We start from the raw sequence: 18,894 nt of genomic DNA, 5'->3' as shown, positions 1-18,894 counted from the left end.
ATCATTTAATTGCTCGGAATAGTTATATTTATACCTATTCGGTTCGATTTGATAAACCCGCTTCTCATGTGCGGTTTGGAATGTTAATTAAAACCGTCAGTGGGTTTGAATTAGCTGGTGCTTCCTTTTTAGCAACTTCTCAATCGATTAAACAAATTGAACCGGGAACGATTATTGCGATTAAATTTAAGTTTGAATGTCAATTATCTCCTGATGTTTATTTCCTAAATGCGGGAGTTTCTGGTATTGTAGAAGGCGAATTTACTTATTTAGATCGCTGTATTGATGTGGGGATGTTTAGAGTTCAACCCTATGAAGAATCTTGTAGTACCGGAGTGGTAGACTTGTTAATTGAACCCAGTTTAAAGGTTAAGTCTGGTCAAGTCAAGCAGCAATCCGAACTCGAACGTCTTTAAATTAAGGTAAACTATGGAAACTGGGAGAGGGAATTCAACCCAAACTCAACGAACCTTGACTTAATTGCTGTTTAATTTGTCTTAACGTTGTTCATTTTGATTAAAAAGCTGAAATAGCAACTCAAACACTTATGGATAAGACTTCTTCCCCCTCTTCCATTTTAATCGTTGCCGGAATGCACCGTTCAGGAACTTCTTTGACCGCTTCCTTACTGCAAAATTTAGGGGTCAATATTGGTCAACAGTTAGTCGGTGCTGACTATGGAAATATTAAAGGTCATTTTGAAAATATTAGCTTTGTAGACTTTCATCAATCAATTTTGAAAAGTCATAATATTGATGAACTTGGATGTACATTATTTGATGAAATCTCTTTAACAGAAGAGAATATAGAAAAAGCGAAAAATCTGATTGAAATTAATCAAGATCTGAATCGAGTTTGGGGATGGAAAGATCCTAGAACAACATTATTTTTAGAGTTATGGCATCAATTATTACCTCAAGCAAATTTTATTTTTGTTTATCGTTCTCCTTGGGAGGTAATTGATTCTTTGTATCGTCGATCAACGGATGCAACCTTGCTGGATCATCCTGAACTTGCGATGCAAATGTGGAACCATTATAACCATAAAATTTTAGAATTTTATCAAAAATATCCGAATCAATGTCTATTAGCTAACGTTTATACCATTGGGAATCATACGGCAGATTTTATTCAAGCTATTAATGATAAATTTAAACTCAATTTACCCTCTAATTTTTCTAATCAATTTGAACCTTCTTTATTAGTTAATCGGATTTTAGCTACTCCTAAACCGTTATTTATTAAGGCTTATTTTCCTGAAGCAATCGAACTTTATCAAACCTTAGAAGCTATGGCTTATCCCTTAAATAGCCGTTTAACTGCATCAGAATTAGAAAGTTTAAATAAACCGTTATCTGCCGATTGGATGTTTGAAGATTGGGCAAAACTTCGCAAATTAGAAAAATCTCATTCTATTTTAGCGAAAGATTTAGATATTTTGCTGAAAGATCGAGATATTTTACAAGCCGATATTGAACAATGGCAAGAACGATTTCAAGATGCCGTAGACCGCTTAATTAAAACAGAAAATCAACTCGGTCAAACTCAGTTAAAACTCAATAGTGCAGAATCTCAAGCCCAAGAAGCGATTACTAAATTAATTCATACTGAAGAAGAACTCGGTAAAACTCAAGGAGAATTAGAAGGCTTTAAAACTCAATTTCAGCAAGCTGTTGAAAAATTGGTAACAACCGAAGAAGAACTGGGTAAAACCCAAGCAAAATTACAAACTTTAGATGCTAAATATCAAGAATCTTTAACTTGTTTGATTCGCTCTGAAACAGAACTAGGAAAAGTACAATTCTCACTGCAAGACTTAAGTATTCAATATCAAGATGGACTCACCAAAATTTTAGCATTAGAAGAAGAACTCGGTCAAACTCAACTCAAATTATTAGGTGCTGAATCCCAATTTCAACAAGCTTTAAATAAAATTTTTAGCTTAGAAGAAGAACTCGGTAAAGCGCAACAAGAAGTCGTTGCCATGAGAACCTCTAAATTCTGGAAATTGCGAAACAAATGGTTTGGAATTAAACAAGGTTTAAAAAAATTACGTCGTCGGTTTATCTATTCTATTGATTTTCCTCTGAATTGGGAATTAACGGGATTTACCGAAAAGTTTTTGAATATTTCAGGGTGGTGTTTTTATACTGGAAATCAACCGCTAAAAGCTGTTCGTGCTCGAATTGGAACTGATATTTTTACAGGAGAATATGGTATTGAACGTCAAGATGTAGCCGAGCAACAACCCAACCATTCCCAAGCTAAATTATCAGGATTTTATTTACAAATTCGGGTTCCTCAAGGCAATTCTTTAGTGGAATTAGAAGCTCAAGATCATACCGGAAAATGGACGGTTTTTGCTCGTTATCCCTTAACTGTTTCCACGTTAGGCGCTTCTTTTGATGTTCCGGTTCAATGGGAACAACGACAAGGACAAATCTTGTTTGCGGGGTGGTGTTGCCATCCCAATCATCGCATTACTCAACTTAAATTAATCTGTGGAAATCAATGGGTAATTTGTGCCTATGGGTTACGTCGTGTGGATGTAGGACAAGCTTTTCCCAATTGGGTTGGCAGCTTAGAAAGTGGGTTTGAAGCATTAATTGATATTCCCTCTGGAACTTGGAAAATTAGGTTAGAAGCTCAATTAGAAACTGGAGAAACCTTGACCTATGATTGTTCTCAAACGTTACAAGTTTCTCGCTATGGAATATTAGAAAAAAGTACAGCCAAAGTTCAACAAATTTCTCGTTATAGTGCCGCCATTCAAAAACGTATTGGAGAGCGAAAACAACGCTTAGGTCGTTTGTTACCGATGCCTTGGGAAATTCCGGCAATTATTCGCCAAATGCGGCTCATGTATCGGCAAACAAATGCCCCTCTCGGCGATATTTTACCCCCCCAAGGATTTGAACTGCCTCAACCTGTTGATGCTTATCACGCTTGGTTAAATGTTAATCAATGGACAGAACGTAGCTTTAATGATTTAAAAATTCGATTAGCCGCTTATCCGGCTGAAACTTTGCCTAAAATTTCAGTGGTTATGCCTGTTTATAATCCCCCCATTGAATTTTTAGAAAAAGCGATTCAAAGTGTGATTAACCAAGTGTATTTTAATTGGGAACTTTGTATTGCAGATGATTGTAGTAGTAATCCTCAAGTTGCAGAATTATTAAATCAATATGCAGCCCAAGATTCTCGAATTAAAGTGCTATTTCGGACAGAAAATGGCAATATTAGTACGGCAACCAATAGTGCAGCGAGTCAAGCAACGGGTGAATTTATTGCATTTTTAGATAATGATGATGAATTAACCCCTGATGCGTTAGGGGAAATGGCATTATATATGATTGAGTTTCCTGAAACAGATTTACTGTATTCAGATGATGATAAAATAGACCCCGATGGCAAACGATTTGCCCCCCAATTTAAACCCGATTGGTCGCCTCAATTGTTACTTTCCTATATGTATATGGGGCATTTATTGGTGGTTCGTCGGTCAATTTTTGAAGAATTAGGCGGCTTTAGAATTGGGTTTGAAGGGTCACAGGATTATGATTTTGCCTTAAGAGCTAGTGAAGTTTCTCGACAGATTGGTCATCTGCCTTTAGTGTTATATCATTGGCGGACAGCACCGGGTTCAACTGCCGTTTCTGGGGCGGCAAAACCTGCCAGTTTTGATGCTGGAAAAAATGCCATTCAAGAAGCTTTAATTCGTCGTCAAAGTTCTGCAACCGTTTATCAACCGAATTGGGCAAGTGAGCTAAATTTAGGAATCTTTTCTCATCAATTCCCCGACCAAGGGCCGTCTGTTACCATTATTATTCCGACGAAAAATCAACTGAAATTACTCCAAGCTTGTGTTGAATCGATTCGCAAAACAACTTATCAAAATTATCAAATTGTTATTATTGACAATGAAAGCGATGAGCCGAAAACTTTAGAGTATTTAAACAAAGTTAATAAAAATGAAAAAATATCCGTTTTAAAAATAACAAATAACGGAAAATTCAACTTTGCAGCTATTAATAATCAAGCCGTTGCACAGGTCGAGACAGATTATGTTTTATTCCTGAATAATGATACAGAAGTGATTAACCCTCGATGGTTAAGTCAAATGATGGGTTATGCTCAAATGCAGTCTGTAGGGTCAGTTGGAGCACGATTAATCTATCCTGATGACCGCATTCAACACGCTGGAATACTGCATGGACTTCATCATGGTTTAGCGGGTCATGCCTTTAAATTATCCCATCGTCAAGATTTTGGTTATTTAGCTTATTCTAAAGTCGTCCGCAATTATTCTGCTGTGACGGCGGCTTGTTTATTAACACCCCGTCAATTGTTCTTAGATTTAGGGGGATTTAATCAAACTAATTTTGCCGTTGCTTATAATGATGTTGATTACGGTTATCGCTTATTTGAAAAAGGATATCAATCCGTTTATTGTCCCGATGCGGAATTAATTCACCGAGAAGGAATTAGCCGAGGATATAAAGATGATCCCAAAGAAGTTGCTAAATTCAGACGTCAATATGCGACTAAAATTGACCCCTTTTATAATCCCCATTTATCCTTAGCCAATGAGTGGTTTCAAATTCAACCTCGCCGCTATCAATTTAAGCTCACTCAGAAACAATTACCGATTCCGAAAGTGTTAATGTGTAGCAATGAATTAGAATATACAGGTGCACCGTTACATCAATTTGAAATTGCGGTTCAATTAGCATCAGAAGGAAAAATAGAACCTGTTATTTTCTGTGTCAATGATGGGCCGTTACGCTATGCTTATGAACAACAGGGAATTCAAGTTATTATTCGGGAACATCCCTTAGCCAATCTTTATCAACAAGATACCTACGATGCGGCAATTCAAGCGTTAGCAAATGAACTACAAATAGAACAGTTTGATATTGTCTATGCGAATACTTTAGAAACCTTTTTCATGGTAGATTGTGCCAAATCTAAAGCGGTTCCTTCTGTTTGGAATATCCATGAAAGTCAACCTTGGCAAACCTATTTTGATGGTCTAGGTTCAGAAATTGCCAACCGAGCATTAAAATGTTTTCAATTTCCCTATCGGATCATTTTTGTTGCGGATGCAACTCGGAATCTTTATCAACCTTTAAATAGTCATCATAATTTTACCGTTGTTCATAATGGTTTAGATGTTCAACGATTACTGAAAGCCTCAGAATTCTTAACAAGAAGTGAAGCTCGAAATCAATTAAAAATCGCAGAAGATGAAATCGCAATTTTGCTATTAGGAACCGTTTGTGAACGGAAAGGACAACAGGATTTAGTGAAGGCATTAGCTTTATTATCTCCTCAATATCAGAGCAAAATTCGCTGTTTTATTGTTGGTGATCGCCCCAGTTTATATAGTACAGAATTAGCTCAATTAGTTGCCCAACTTCCTGACCGTTTAAAACAAGGGTTAACGGTGGTTCCTGAAACTCCAGAAACCGCACAATATTTCCTAGCTGCGGATATTTTCGTGTGTACTTCTCGCATTGAAAGTTATCCGCGAGTGATTATGGAAGCAATGGGGTATAATCTTCCGATTATCACGACTCCAGTATTTGGAATTCCTGAACAGGTGCGGCATGAAATTAACGGGTTATTTTATACCCCAAACCAACCGGAAGAATTAGCCAAATGTTTAACAAGTTTATTAGAAGATGGAGAATTACGAAAACAATTGGCTGAAAATTCTCAATATGTTTTAGAGTCTCTAAATACCTTTGAAGAAATGGCTCAAAGCTATTTAGAAATCTTCCAAGAAGCTTATTTTATTAATCCCTATTTTGTTGCTGAAATTTCTTCACCTGCTCAAATTTTGGAAGAATTAGAAGTAGAGATTGTAGAAGTTATTCCTACACCAGAAGAAACGGTTTCTGAGCCTAACGTTAATGCTTCTGAACCTAACGTTAATCCTCCTGAACCTGAAATTGCTGAACCTCAAGCCAAGAATTATTGGGAAACCAATCCAACCGCCGCTGCCGCGAGTCAATGGGTTTCTAATCCAATTATTGCTGATAAAATTCATCAGCGAATGTCAGGAGGACAAACGAAGAAATATTGGTTACGGTGGTTAATTGAAGATTATTTTGCAGGTCAAAAATTTAATCATCTGATTTCATTAGGATGTGGAATTGGCAACCATGAAATTTTAATGGCAGAATTAGGATTTGCCCAACACATTGATGCTTTTGATTTTTCAGCCTCTTCCTTAGAAATTGCCCGACGGGATGCACAAGAAGCAGGAGTTCAGGTTAATTTCTATCAAGAAGATTTTAATACTTTCATCCTAAATCCAGACACAAAATATGATGTTGCATTCTGTTCCGGTTCCTTGCACCATGTTCGAGAATTAGAACGATTTTTAGACATTGTTCATAAAGCATTACATCCTCAAGGATATTTCATTATTAATGAATATGTGGGGGCTAATTATTGCATTTATGATCAACATCAAGTGGAAATGATTAATCGTTTGTATCAATGTTTCCATAAATTAATTCGCTCCGGGGTAATGGAGCATAAATTTGTCAATCCCAGCATTCACCAAGTCTTTGCAACTGACCCTTCAGAAGCCGTTCGTTCTGAATTGATTTTACCGTTTATTGAATATTATTTTGATGTTGAACTGTTTAATCCCTTTGGCGGTGGAATTCTGCATCCGCTCTATCCTTTATTAGATCACAATCAGTTTTTACCCGGTGATCCGAAAGGTGAAACTATTATTAAATTATTGTTAGAATTTGAACAAATTTTAATGGAAATTCCGGGGGGTTTAGAATCAGATTTCTGTTTGTGTGTCTTGCGTCCTAAACGATTTTAAAAAATTCATAGGGGCGGGTAAACCCCGCCCACCGTTATATTAATTACCCAATTCTATATTTTTTTGAGGATGGTAATGGTTTCATTGATGTTATCAAAGACTCTTTCTAAAGAGAAAGGAAAATGTAACTCTCGTTTTAACATTATTAAAAAATCAATAAAATCTTTACCTGTCCAGACATGAAAATGGATACTAAATTCTCGTTTCATTAATTGTTTAACCATCCATTTTGCTCTGGTTTCATCTGGCTCTTTTTCGACTAATTCAACCCATTCTTCATAATGATATTGCCTAGACCATTCTGAGCCTTCTTGATAATCTTTTAACAAATGTTCAAGGGATGTTATGGGACGATCTCGATCAAAACAATGTTGTTTTTCGGGAACTGCTAAATACAGAATACCATTTTTATTAAGTACCCTTAATAAATTTTTTATTGTTAGAATAGGGTTTTGGCAATGTTCAATAAAATGATTAGCAATTACAAAGTCTTGAGTTTCATTCTCGAAAGTTGTTAATAATTCACCATTGTCAATAATATCTACTGTCACTAAATTAACATTCCCTAATTCTGGATATTCTTTTTTTAATTGAGGAACACTCATGCGATCAACATATTTAACCTGAGCCGATGCAGGTAGATCCAAAGGATGATTTAAAGCTCCGATCTCAATTCCATTCCCCTGTAAATATAGATTAGCAAAAAAACGACGGAAAGCATAAACAGAAGACAGGGTTTCATCGAATTCAGCGATTGTCATAATTCAGTCACAATAGAAAATTCTTAATACATTTTAATTTTAAGCTAATTTTTAACCAACAAGGTCAACTTGTTAGAGTATAATGAGCGATCAGTGATCAATTGTTAACCTTGTAGTCGGGCGAGGGTGTTGGTGAACAACTGATTGATGATTAATGACTAAAAAGAGGAAGAGTAACATTGAGCCATATCAGTGAAATCGATTTAAAACCAATTAATCCACCTCACTTTATTATTATTGGTGTCCAAAAAGGAGGAACGAATTCCCTTTACAATTATTTATGCACACACCCTCAAATTGTAGCAGCAACCCAAAAGGAAATTCACTTTTTCACGCTAAATTATGAGCAAGGTTTAACTTGGTATCAATCCCAATTTTCCTCAGAGGCGGATGGAAAGCAAATCTTGACGGGTGAAGGTTCTCCCTATTATTTATTCCATCCCTTAGTTCCTCAACGACTGTATGAGTCTTTTCCAAATACCCGATTAATTGTATTATTAAGGAATCCAGTGGATCGGGCGATTTCTCATTACTATTGGGAAGTGAAACTGGGATATGAACCTTTATCATTAGAAGAGGCAATCTCACAAGAACCTGAACGACTGCAAGGAGAAGTTGAAAAAATTTGTTCAGATGGAACTTATTTTAGTTTTAACCATCAACATTATTCATACCTTGCTCGTGGACTTTATGCAGAACAACTACAAAGATGGATGCAGTTTTTTCCGAGAGAACAATTCTTGATTCTCAAAAGTGAAGATTTATATTGTAATTCTGCGAAAGTTGTTAATCAAGTGTTTGATTTTTTGGAAATTCCTAATTACATCTTACCCACTTATGATAAATACAATGAAAATGATTATCCTCAAACTGACTCAAGTATTCGTCAAAAATTAGCAGCTTATTTTCAGCCCCATAACCAAAAATTAACCCAGCTTTTAGGGGAAGATTGGAGTTGGGGAATTCCCGAATTTTCCTCTGATTTAACTCAAAAAACAAGAACACAATCTCTATTAACATCGGTTACATCTATGACAAAAGTTGATTATGAATCCGCTTGGGATAACTATGCCAAAAATTGGCAAAGTACCAACTCTGAAGAAGTTTATATTGGGGATGAATGGATTGGGGTTGCCGCAGGTGCAGCCAGTTCTTTAGCTGAATATGAAGCTTTAATTGAACAAAAATTTATTGCTCCCTATATTCAGAAACATCATCAAGTTTTAGAAATTGGTGTAGGGGGAGGAAGAACCGCTACATTACTGTTAAATTATTGCGATCGCTTAGTTTGTGCTGATATTTCCCAACAACTCCTGAATGCAACTCAAAATCGCCTAGGAAATGAACGAGTTAGCTATGTCAAATTAGACGGTCTAACCTTGGATGGAATCGCGCCTCACTCCTTGGATGTTTGTTTTTGTTATGATACGCTGGTACATATTGAACCCCGCGATATTTTTAACTATTTAACTCGAATTCCTGCTTTATTAAAAGGGGATCGGTTGTGTCTTTTTCACCATACCAATCTTTTAAGCGAATTAGGCTGGAAAAAATTCTTAATCGATTGGGATAAAAATTTACTAGGGAAACGACAGGGAACCGCATTTTCCTTAATGACTGATACGATCATGGAGAAATTTTTAACCCATCTCAACTATGAAATTCTCCATAAAGATACCGAATCTGTACCTAGAGACTGTGTATGGATTTGTAAAGCACCTGAAATTCGATCACACTAAAAGAACAATTTACTTGAAAATATTATCCCAAAAATAAGCAATGAAAGCCTTGTTTTTACACCCCAACTTTCCGGCTCAATACCGCCATATTATTACAGCTTTAGGTGCAGATCCGAATAATCAAATCGTATTTGGAACCAAAAATGAGCGTCCTGAATGGAATATCCCAGGAGTCGAAAAAGCGGTTTTTAATCCCAGTCGAGAAGCGAGTGCTGAAACCCACCAATATGTCAGGGTTTTAGAAAGTGCCGTCTTACATGGACAAGCCGTATTTAGAATGGCAGAACAACTCAAAGCCAAAGGATTTGTGCCCGATATTATTTGCGGTCATTCCGGTTGGGGGCCAACTTTATTCGTTAAAGAAGCCTTTCCTAACACTCCATTATTGTGTTATTTTGAGTGGTTTTATCATGCAGAAGGTTCAGATGCTGACTTTGATCCGGCTGAACCCTTAAGTGTTGATGATAAAGCTCGAATTCGGGTCAAAAATACACCCATTTTAATTGATTTATATTCTTGTGATTGGGGAGTTTCTCCGACCCATTGGCAACAATCTCAATTTCCCCCTGAATTGCGTCAAAAAATTTCTGTCCTTCATGATGGTGTTGATACCAGTTATTTTAAACCCAATCCAGGGGCTAAATTAGTATTACCTGATTTAGATTTATCAGGAGTAGATGAACTGGTCACTTATGTAGGGCGAGGAATGGAACCCTATCGGGGATTTCCTGAATTTATTGAAGCCGTTGCTTATATTCAAGAACGCAGACCCAACTGTCATATTGTAGTCGTCGGATCAGAGCGAGTTTGTTATGGTAAACCTTTACCCAATGGGATGAGCTATAAAGACTATATGCTCAAAAAAATCCCCCTGGATCTGTCCCGAATTCATTTTGTAGGGCCACTTCCCTATGGCCAATATTTGCAAGTGATTCAGTCTTCAGATGTTCATATTTATTTAACACGACCCTTTGTTCTATCCTGGTCAATGATTGAATCTTTATCAACAGGTTGTTTAGTTCTAGGTTCAGATACCGCACCTGTGCGTGAAGTGATTCAAGATGGAGTGAACGGCTTGCTCGTCGATTTCTTCTCTCCGAAACAGATTGCTGATCGAGTCGATGAAGTGCTGGATCATCCGAATCGTATGGCTCAACTGCGAGTCAAAGCTCGTGAAACGGCCATCGAACGTTATGAACTCAGCACACTATTATCCAAACATCTGCAATTGATTACAGAAGTTGCGAATCGTTCTCTTCCCGCAACCGTCGGTCAAGTTGAACCCGCAATGCTGTTGCGATAGGAAGGAAACAGGAGGTAATTTCTGTTAAGTGTCCAGGTGATAGATCAGAGCAGCCTTTGAGCCAGAAATAAATCGGAACCTTTTGTCTGGGAACCCGTCTGACAGGGTGAAGGAACTTAAAACCAAGTACCTTTTATAACTTAGAGAGTGATGGCTTCAAGACAAACTGAAAATGAGAATTTTCCATACAGAATTGATAATAAACTCTAGCAGTCAAAACGGCCATATCTATCCAGTAGACAAGAGTGGCGATAAAGGACTAGACTTGCTGGAGATAAAAAGGTTAAACTACTGCCGAACAAGGTATGGTGTTTTAAGCAGTGTCTGTCATCCCAACAGATCCAATGACATTATTGCAGAGGAGTGAAATCAAATGACAACAAATTTAGGCCCAGGGGCCCAATATTACGATCAGGATGTGGGTTTTGCCCCTAGACCCGATACGATTCTCGGTGAAGGTGGAAACGACACGATTTTCTCGTCTACCCTCGGTGGCAGTCTAATCGACGGTGGCGCGGATAATGATATCCTACAAAGCAGAGGCCCTGGCGATACGGTTCTGGGTAACGACGGTAATGATTCCCTCAGATCTCAACAGCTTCGCACCGTTCTGATTGGAAATCAAGGTCGTGATACCTTATCAGCAGATTTAACAGCCAGCCTCTATGGTGGGGTAGATAATGACTTTTTGATTGGTCAATCTACTGGTAACTACCTCTTTGGAAATAAGGATGCAGATACTCTGCTCGGTGGAATTCAAGGAGGAGATTACCTCTATGGCGGTCAAGGAGATGACCAGATAGGATTTGTCAATGCCAGTGGTCAAAGCAACCTCTCCGGTGTTCTTGTTGCTGGAGCCGTAGGTGGCAGTAACCAAGGCAATAACTATGTCTCTGGAGATAAAGGCAGAGATAGTATTGTTGGGGTTAATACGGGGGATAGTCTTCTCGGTGGGGATGATAATGACTCCATTATCGGTGTCGGTAGTCTCAACCTCTTGGATGGGGGTAGTGGGAATGATACTGTCTCCGTCCTCAATCCGACTGCAACCTTACAATTCTCCACCAGCCCAGCCATTGTTGGTCTTAGCCAAATTACCCTGATGGGCGGGGCTGGTGACGATTCTCTCTACGGTGGTGTTGGTCGCTTTGCAGAAGGCCAGAACTACATGGATGGTGGAGATGGCAACGATACAATCCGAAGCTTTGCGATTCAGGATGCCCTGTATGGTGGTGAAGGCAATGACTTAATCACAACCGCCAATCCTAATGTTCTAACCACTCAAGGTAGCACCACCCAACCGGGTTTTGTCGGTGAAAGTACCTTATATGGTGGTGGCGGAAATGATACTTTATTAGCCGCCTTTAGTACAGATTACCTGTTTGGCGATGCTGGCAATGATAGTCTGAGCGGACAATTCTCAGCGTTAGACGGTGGAGATGGAAATGACACTCTCTACGGAGGAAATTGGACATCTACCATCCCTGGCGCAACAAAACCTCCTGCTGTTACCTTATCGGGTGGTTCTGGCAACGACTATATTTTCGGTGCATTCGGCGAAGTTGCAAATATTTATAATGGTGGTCTTGGAGATGACACCATTATCTTTACCACCACGAACGATAGTCTCCTGGGTGAAGGTTCCCCAGAAGGTAATGACAACATTTCCTTTGTCAATGGTTTAGCCAACGGTGCCACTGGAACCAGTTTTGTCTTATTTGATACTCTCGGCGACAACACCATTTCCGGTAGTGATGGCAATGACAGCATCGTAACTGGTAGTGGGGTCGATTTCCTACAAGGTGGAAGCGTTGCTGCTGCTGCTGGAGTTGAGGTTGGCTTCGGAGATGACACCCTTATTTCTGGTGGTGGCAATGACTACCTCTTCGGGGGTTCAGGACAAGATGTCTTGTTTGGGGAAGCCGACAATGATACCCTGCAAGGAGGTTCCAACGATGATACATTAGTTGGTGGTGCAGGTGCTGATGTCTTCCTCTATCAGTTCAAGTCAGATCTGAACGGCTCTGCTCGAGACTTGATTACCGACTTCAACCCAGATGACAGTGATAAACTGTATTTCTCTCGTGGAGACGGTGGTTTTAGCTTTAAGGCGCAGCCCGGTGTTCCGTTTACTGAACTGTCTTCGGAACAATTTGTTGTTCTCAGTAGTGGCAGTTACGAGGGCGGTAGTAGCAATACTCAAGCTTCAACAAATGTTGGCCCTGTGTTGGTCTACGAGAAAGCGACTGGAGTGTTATGGTATGACTCCGATGGTGGTGGACAAAATCCGGCTGATTTGGTTGCCTTCTTCAAAACCCCAGACAACACCATTCCGAGCCTATCCCGAACCGATATTGTCATCATTTAGGTTGAAATAGCAGAGAAAAAGACGGACTTAATGCCCTAACTTTCAGGTTCTATCCGCTTTTTCTTCCCTGTTTTTCTGTCAATCAGTTCAAGGAAAAAAGACCGAGAGAAATAATTCTCTCGGTCTTTTTATAGATTTAGGTTCATTTTCAAAACCGTTACTGAGCCGAATCAGGAAGTTCACTGTCAGATGCGACGGGGTTTAATGGGGATTGACTGGTTTCTACATTAGTATTGTTATCAAAATGTCTGACTTGTCCTCCAATTAAATTAAGAAAACTGGAACCAAAATGCTGAATTTCTAAGAAATTAGCGTGGGACGGAGTAGGTTTATAAATTTTAAATGTTTTCATAATTCCCAGGGTAGCAGCACTTTCTAACGGGCCAATAAAACTACAATCTCGATCTAAAAAATAAGGTTGTTTTGCCCAAAATTCCATTTGTTCAGCATTTAAAAAGAAACACCCGGAATGGGGGTTTAAAGGACGTTTGAAAGAAACAGCTTGCTCCATCACTTTTCCAATAAACTGGGGCTGATCTTGAATATTTTGAAAATTAGCAGTGATATGGGGTAACAGATCTCCATCAATATAACCCTTAATCACTTTGCTGTAGGGAGAAACTTCGTAACGGTTGGGTTGTAAAACACAACTATTGCTCGTATGATGATTAAACCAGTTTAGCTTAATAAAAAACCAGGGATCATGGAGGATTAAATCATCTTCTAAATAACAATAATAATCATATTGACCCAAATGCTCACGCAAAACTTGATGACATTCAAATCCTAATAACATCGGTTCAGCTTGGGTCGGATAATGTTGACAAAAGGAGGGAGGTAGAGGAATTTTACCCAGTAAATGATAATTTTGCGTAGTACAAATCACAATATCAATTTGATAGCTTTGTTCCAAGTTAACTGGAATTGTTACACATTGAGCAATATCAATCATGCACTGGGATTGACTATAAAGTTCTCGTAAAGCCGTTAATGCAAATATTAACCCTGTAATTCTAGGGCGAGAATCTTTACTTAAAGAGGCGTGTTTTCCATCTCCATCGGGATTAAAAAAGTGAGGAATAGTCAATAAAATTCGCATGATTTTTAATGAAATGGTTTAAGGTTTTTAGTTTATTATTTGAAAACTATTGGAATAATTCGGGGACTCGTTGACGCAGTTCTTCATTTAAACGGGGTAACTGATCTCGCATTTTTAAATACCATTCTCGTCGTTGTTTGTAATATTGACACAGCAAACGGTGTTCTCGTACCCACTGACAGGCATTCGTAGCCAGTTTACGTCGCAATGAAGTATTAATGATCAGTTCATTTAAGTACATTTCAAATTGCTGTATCGTTCGATAAATTAAACCCGTTTCTCCATGAATAATCGATTGTTCATAGACCGTTGGACTCGCTAAAACAGCCACACCATGACCGGCACATTCTAAAAATTTTAAATCCGATTTCATCAGATTAACAGAGGTTGGCATTAGAGGTAACAATGCAATATCACAAGCGTGGAGAATCTGATGATATCTATCATAACTGCAAAAGGGTTCAAATTCTTTATCAGCTATTTCTAAACAATCAAAAAAATGGCGGTCATGAATCACCTTAACTTGAATATGAGTTGAGTGACGAATTAAAACTTGATTTAAAGTTTCCATGATCGGTTGCCAATCCAATTCTCGATTTAAGGCCCCAAAAAATAAGGTTATTTTTGAATTAGAATAAATTCGAGGCGGAGGTAAAGTTAACAAATGATTTTGAAAAATGGCAACATTCGGATTAAATTGTTTTAAAAATACAGCTAAAGGTTGAGTTGAGGTTTGAACTCCATGACATCCTCGATAACTCAGATAACGATTGTCAGCATATTCCTTCCTTCGTAAAGGATTATCATCAATTTCAGCAATAATTAAATAATCTTCTTTTAATAATTTTTTTAATATTTCTAAGTGATGATTATAAGATAAAATTGTACGTTGCCAAATAAAAACCTTTTCTTCATTCGGTAAAATCGAACCAGTAGGAATTGATTTAGAGGTTGACAGTGTTCGTGTTCCGGGTATTGTTGCTGTTAATTGATCCGGTTCTAATACTCGAACGCGATCGCATCCTGTAGGAGCCATGATTGCAGTTTGAATTAACAAACGACGAGGAGATTGAGTCGATTTAATTGCACGAACAATATAATATTCTGCGGCGGTTTGAGTGATAAAACGATTCAGATCTAATTCCAATGCTTCTCGAAGGGGTTGGATCAATTGAATAAATTTTTCAAATTCATGATCCTTTTTTCCTCTCGTTTGAATCTCATAAATATATAATCCAGCTTCCCAAAAAATTGTTTGAATGCTTTCTAAGGGTAATCCACCTTGATCTGTATATTCCTGACCTAAACTAACTCGGTTTCCTTGAATAATATTAATAATATTTCGCCAATATTGGCTGTTAGGAATCAAGGCTAAAACTTGACCTCCCTCTTTTAACCATTGAGTTTGATGCTGTAAGAGCTTGAATGGATTTCTAACTTGGGGTAAAATAGAATCATAAATTAAACAATCTACTGTTCCTGGGTCTAGTTCTAATTGAAGGGTTTCTAATTGATCAATAGAGGTTAAAATAATTTGATCTAACCCTTTTATGACTTCTGAACTCAATTCCGAGTTGATTAAAATTCCCCCATACAAACTTTGAGGATTAATTCGCTTATAATAATAACCTGTAGTTCCTGTTGAACAGCCAACATCGATCAAGATTTGAGCATCAGCAGGTAAAAAATTCAGTAATTCTGAGGGTCGGTCAAGGGATTTCCAAGATGGACTAGAATGCTGATTGTTATAACTAACCTGATCTGTGCTATCTGTATTCATAACCTTGAGTGAAATGAGAGCCATTTTATAAATAACAGGTTTTAGGTCACACTGGCAAGTTAATTGCAGGATTTCAAGGATTTGAGACATTTTCTAAGATCATTTTTATGCCTAAAGTTAGCGTTATTATTCCAACTTACAACCAAGAACCATATATTTCAGAAGCCATTGACAGTGTTTTAAACCAAACCTATCAAGATTTTGAAATTATTATTACTAATGATGGTTCTTCAGATCAAACCCTTCAACGCATTCAAGAAAAAACTGATCCTAGAATTCGTTGGTTCTCTTTTAATCAGAATCAAGGTGTTAGTGTAGCAGCAAACCATTGTATTCGTCATGCAACGGGAGAATTGATTGCTATTTTAGATTCTGATAATATTTTTTTACCAGATAAGCTTGAAAAACAAGTTAATTTTTTAAAAAATCACCCTGAATTTGATGCTGTTTTTACCCATGCCAAAATTATTAATAAAAATGGAAACAATCATGAAGGGAAGGAAGCTTTATTTGAAAAAGTTTTTTCTCAAAAAAACAAAGATCGTTTTCAATGGTTAAATTCTTTTTTTTATGCAGATAATTCTCTTTGTAACACCAGTGTTTTAATTAAGAAAAGCTGCTATAATCAAATAGGATTATATGATCCACGATTACGCCAGGTTCATGACTTAGATTTCTGGATACGTTTGTGTCTAAAATCGGAAATTTATATTTTACCTGAACCTTTGGTTTTATTCCGATTTCATGATAGCAATATTAGTGGCGTAACCCCTGAGAATATGATTCGTCATGTTTGGGAAATTCCTCTAGTGCTTGAGCATTATCTGAGTCCAGAGTTGATTCCCATTTTTCATAAAATTTTTCCAGAATTAAAACAAGTTGAAACTGCCATTAAGCTTGATGATCTTCAATTTTTAATTGCAAAACTTGCTTTAACAGTTCAGCGTCCTAGTCATCAGTATTTTGGGGTTTATACGTTATACCAGTTGATGAAAAATCCGCAAACTGCTGAATATATTGCGGAGAAATATTCGTTTAAATATAGTAATTTGATTCATCTAGGTGGAAGTCATGATATTTTCCAAATCACAACTAACAGAAAACTGAAGCAGGAGCTTAAAAGAACTCAAAAGCAAATTCAAGAATTAAACAATCAAAATACACAGCAAATATCGGTAATTTCTCCTGATGTTATCCCTTCTAAAACTGAATCTAAAATCAATCAATCTCTACCTTTAGTTAGTATATTAATTCCAACGTATAATGGTGAAGAATTTTTGGCTAAAGCGATTAAAAGTGCTTTAAATCAGACTTATCCTAACTTAGAAATTATTGTTTCTGATGATGGTTCTAGCGATGCTACTATCAAAATTGCAGAATCTTTTCAACATCAATCTTCTATTCCTTATCGAATTATAACTCATTCTAACTACGGATTAGTTAAGAATCTCAATTTTTGCATTCAGGAAGCTCAAGGGAAATATATTAAATTTATTTTTCAGGATGATTGGTTAGAAGCTAATTGTATTGAGAAAATGGTAAATTTAGCTGAACAAGATCCAGAAATTGGTTTAGTTTTTTCTCCCCGTCAAGTCGTTATTCACCCCAACTCAAAATCTGATCCCAATTGTCAATCTGCTTATAATGGCGCTATTAATTTACATCAAAAATGGTCTCAGTTAAAATCGATTCAATTCGGTCAAGACCTTTTGTCCGATCCTAACTGTTTAATTTCAGGGTTAAATAAAATTGGTGAACCCACAACAGTATTAATTCTCAAAGAAGTTTTTGAAAAATTAGGAGGATTTGATCCAAATCTTCAGCAACTTTTGGATGTGGATATGTGGTGGAGAATTATGGGTCATTATAAAATTGCTTTTATTGATCAAGCGTTATCTTCCCTACTCATTCATAAAGATCAACAAACTCAAGTTAACATTTCTCAGCAGGAAAATTACAAAGATTATGAAAGATTATATTTAAAAATATTTCAAGATTCTAGCTATGATTTTTTGAATCAATCTTTCAAAAAGGTTATTTTGCAAAAAGCTCTATTGAATTCTGATTTTTATTTAAAATTAATAACATCCTTGATGAATCAATATCAAACAAGTCCACGTCCACCCATTATAGATAATCTCAAATTAATTCGTCAAACTCTAGTAGAATATTGGATCACGTTAAGCTCTAATGATTTAGAAACGAAATATACTCAAGAAATTCGTCCGATTTATCAAATTTTATTGAATAGCAATTTAGTTTATGAGGAATTATCTGAAGATGAACAAAAATGGATACAAGATGTTAAAGAAGAGCTTGATCAAGGTTTAAATTCAATAGATTTAATGCCTAAAATAATAGGATTGATGTTATATAAAAAAGCTTATGAGCTTTCCAGCTTTTATAAAAATTTAATGATTCCGCATTATTTTTTCCCTGAATTTATGGCTTGGTTGTTTGCTCCTATAGATCAATTTAAGACTCAAAAAGATATTCAAGAGTATATTAATTTTCATCAGGAGCTATTGGCTTATATTACTCACAACTTAACTGATGATTCATCTTCTGCTGAACTGTGGATTTATGTCGTTCAGTCTTATTTCCAATATTCTCGACTCAATTCTAAGTGTTTAGACGATATTAGTCTTCAAAATATCAATCATTATAGAAATCAAATGATCAATTTTTTAGCTTCTTCTGCAAAAAGCTCCACCTCTGAACCTAAAGGACAACTCCCTCAGTAGTCACCCAGGGAGAGAAAACCCAAAAACAGCTAGAGTATCAGTATTTGAGTGGGGGATAGGGAACCCGAAACTGATTAGCATCGTCCTGAGAGCAACTGTCAATACTGATGTTGAGGTTATTCAACAGTGTAAGTTTTGTTAACAGACACTAACGTATGCTATAGTTTGAAACATGGCATACATACCACTCAGAAAAGCGGTCGAATTTCTGGGTCTGCATCCAAATACGTTGAGAAAATACGCCGATGAAGGG

Annotated in this window: 9 protein-coding genes; 6 read left to right on the top strand and 3 right to left on the bottom strand. The window is 37.0% G+C overall.

Going from position 1 to position 18,894, the window contains the following annotated elements:
* On the top strand, window positions 1-416 hold a 416-nt coding region (locus tag ACKPEB_RS02295; protein WP_408963160.1), incomplete at its 5' end, for a Wzt carbohydrate-binding domain-containing protein.
* A 131-nt stretch (window positions 417-547) separates the two neighbouring features.
* On the top strand, window positions 548-6,847 hold the full coding sequence (locus tag ACKPEB_RS02290; RefSeq protein WP_408963159.1) for a glycosyltransferase: 6,300 nt from the start codon (window positions 548-550) through the stop codon (window positions 6,845-6,847).
* Between the two features lie 53 nt (window positions 6,848-6,900).
* Here ACKPEB_RS02290 and ACKPEB_RS02285 read toward each other — a convergent pair whose 3' ends face one another.
* Window positions 6,901-7,608 (bottom strand): class I SAM-dependent methyltransferase, encoded by a 708-nt coding sequence (locus tag ACKPEB_RS02285; protein WP_408963158.1) that lies wholly within the window; start codon window positions 7,606-7,608, stop codon window positions 6,901-6,903.
* Window positions 7,609-7,787: 179 nt separating this feature from the next.
* On the opposite strand from ACKPEB_RS02285, the gene ACKPEB_RS02280 reads away from it, so the two are divergent.
* The 3 genes from ACKPEB_RS02280 to ACKPEB_RS02270 all read left to right on the top strand — a co-directional run bounded on the left by ACKPEB_RS02280 (window position 7,788) and on the right by ACKPEB_RS02270 (window position 13,018).
* Window positions 7,788-9,347 carry a sulfotransferase domain-containing protein gene (locus ACKPEB_RS02280; protein WP_408963157.1) on the top strand — a complete coding sequence of 520 codons (1,560 nt, stop codon included), beginning with the start codon at window positions 7,788-7,790 and terminating at the stop codon, window positions 9,345-9,347.
* A gap of 40 nt (window positions 9,348-9,387) precedes the next feature.
* Window positions 9,388-10,650 carry a glycosyltransferase family 4 protein gene (locus ACKPEB_RS02275; RefSeq protein WP_408963156.1) on the top strand — a complete coding sequence of 421 codons (1,263 nt, stop codon included), beginning with the start codon at window positions 9,388-9,390 and terminating at the stop codon, window positions 10,648-10,650.
* Between the two features lie 373 nt (window positions 10,651-11,023).
* Window positions 11,024-13,018 (top strand): calcium-binding protein, encoded by a 1,995-nt coding sequence (locus ACKPEB_RS02270; protein WP_408963155.1) that lies wholly within the window; start codon window positions 11,024-11,026, stop codon window positions 13,016-13,018.
* A 157-nt stretch (window positions 13,019-13,175) separates the two neighbouring features.
* On the opposite strand, the gene ACKPEB_RS02265 is transcribed toward ACKPEB_RS02270, so the two are convergent.
* Together ACKPEB_RS02265 and ACKPEB_RS02260 are read right to left on the bottom strand one after the other, a co-directional pair.
* Entirely contained in the window at window positions 13,176-14,117 is a 942-nt protein-coding gene (locus ACKPEB_RS02265) for a calcium-binding protein (protein WP_408963154.1), read from the bottom strand.
* Between the two features lie 46 nt (window positions 14,118-14,163).
* Window positions 14,164-15,897: a glycosyltransferase gene (locus tag ACKPEB_RS02260; protein ID WP_408963153.1), complete on the bottom strand. Its 1,734-nt coding sequence runs from the start codon at window positions 15,895-15,897 to the stop codon at window positions 14,164-14,166.
* Between the two features lie 107 nt (window positions 15,898-16,004).
* Between ACKPEB_RS02260 and ACKPEB_RS02255 the strand changes: the two genes are divergently transcribed.
* Complete coding sequence (locus tag ACKPEB_RS02255) at window positions 16,005-18,641, top strand: glycosyltransferase family 2 protein (RefSeq protein ID WP_408963152.1); 2,637 nt, start codon at window positions 16,005-16,007, stop codon at window positions 18,639-18,641.
* Window positions 18,642-18,894 lie beyond the last annotated feature (253 nt).

It is taken from the genome of Planktothrix sp., from assembly GCF_046067725.1.
In the GTDB taxonomy this organism is placed as follows: Bacteria; Cyanobacteriota; Cyanobacteriia; order Cyanobacteriales; family Microcoleaceae; genus Planktothrix.
The sequence above is the reverse complement of the archived record's forward strand: the minus strand, read 5'-3'. Positions and strand labels throughout refer to the sequence as shown.

What these genes read in the sequence shown, in the direction of transcription:
- ACKPEB_RS02255 (WP_408963152.1), top strand. Translation starts at nt 16,005, where the DNA reads ATGCCTAAAGTTAGCGTTATTATTCCAACTTACAACCAAGAACCATAT.
- ACKPEB_RS02260 (WP_408963153.1), bottom strand. Translation starts at nt 15,897, where the DNA reads ATGAATACAGATAGCACAGATCAGGTTAGTTATAACAATCAGCATTCT.
- ACKPEB_RS02275 (WP_408963156.1), top strand. Translation starts at nt 9,388, where the DNA reads ATGAAAGCCTTGTTTTTACACCCCAACTTTCCGGCTCAATACCGCCAT.
- ACKPEB_RS02290 (WP_408963159.1), top strand. Translation starts at nt 548, where the DNA reads ATGGATAAGACTTCTTCCCCCTCTTCCATTTTAATCGTTGCCGGAATG.
- ACKPEB_RS02265 (WP_408963154.1), bottom strand. Translation starts at nt 14,117, where the DNA reads ATGCGAATTTTATTGACTATTCCTCACTTTTTTAATCCCGATGGAGAT.
- ACKPEB_RS02285 (WP_408963158.1), bottom strand. Translation starts at nt 7,608, where the DNA reads ATGACAATCGCTGAATTCGATGAAACCCTGTCTTCTGTTTATGCTTTC.
- ACKPEB_RS02270 (WP_408963155.1), top strand. Translation starts at nt 11,024, where the DNA reads ATGACAACAAATTTAGGCCCAGGGGCCCAATATTACGATCAGGATGTG.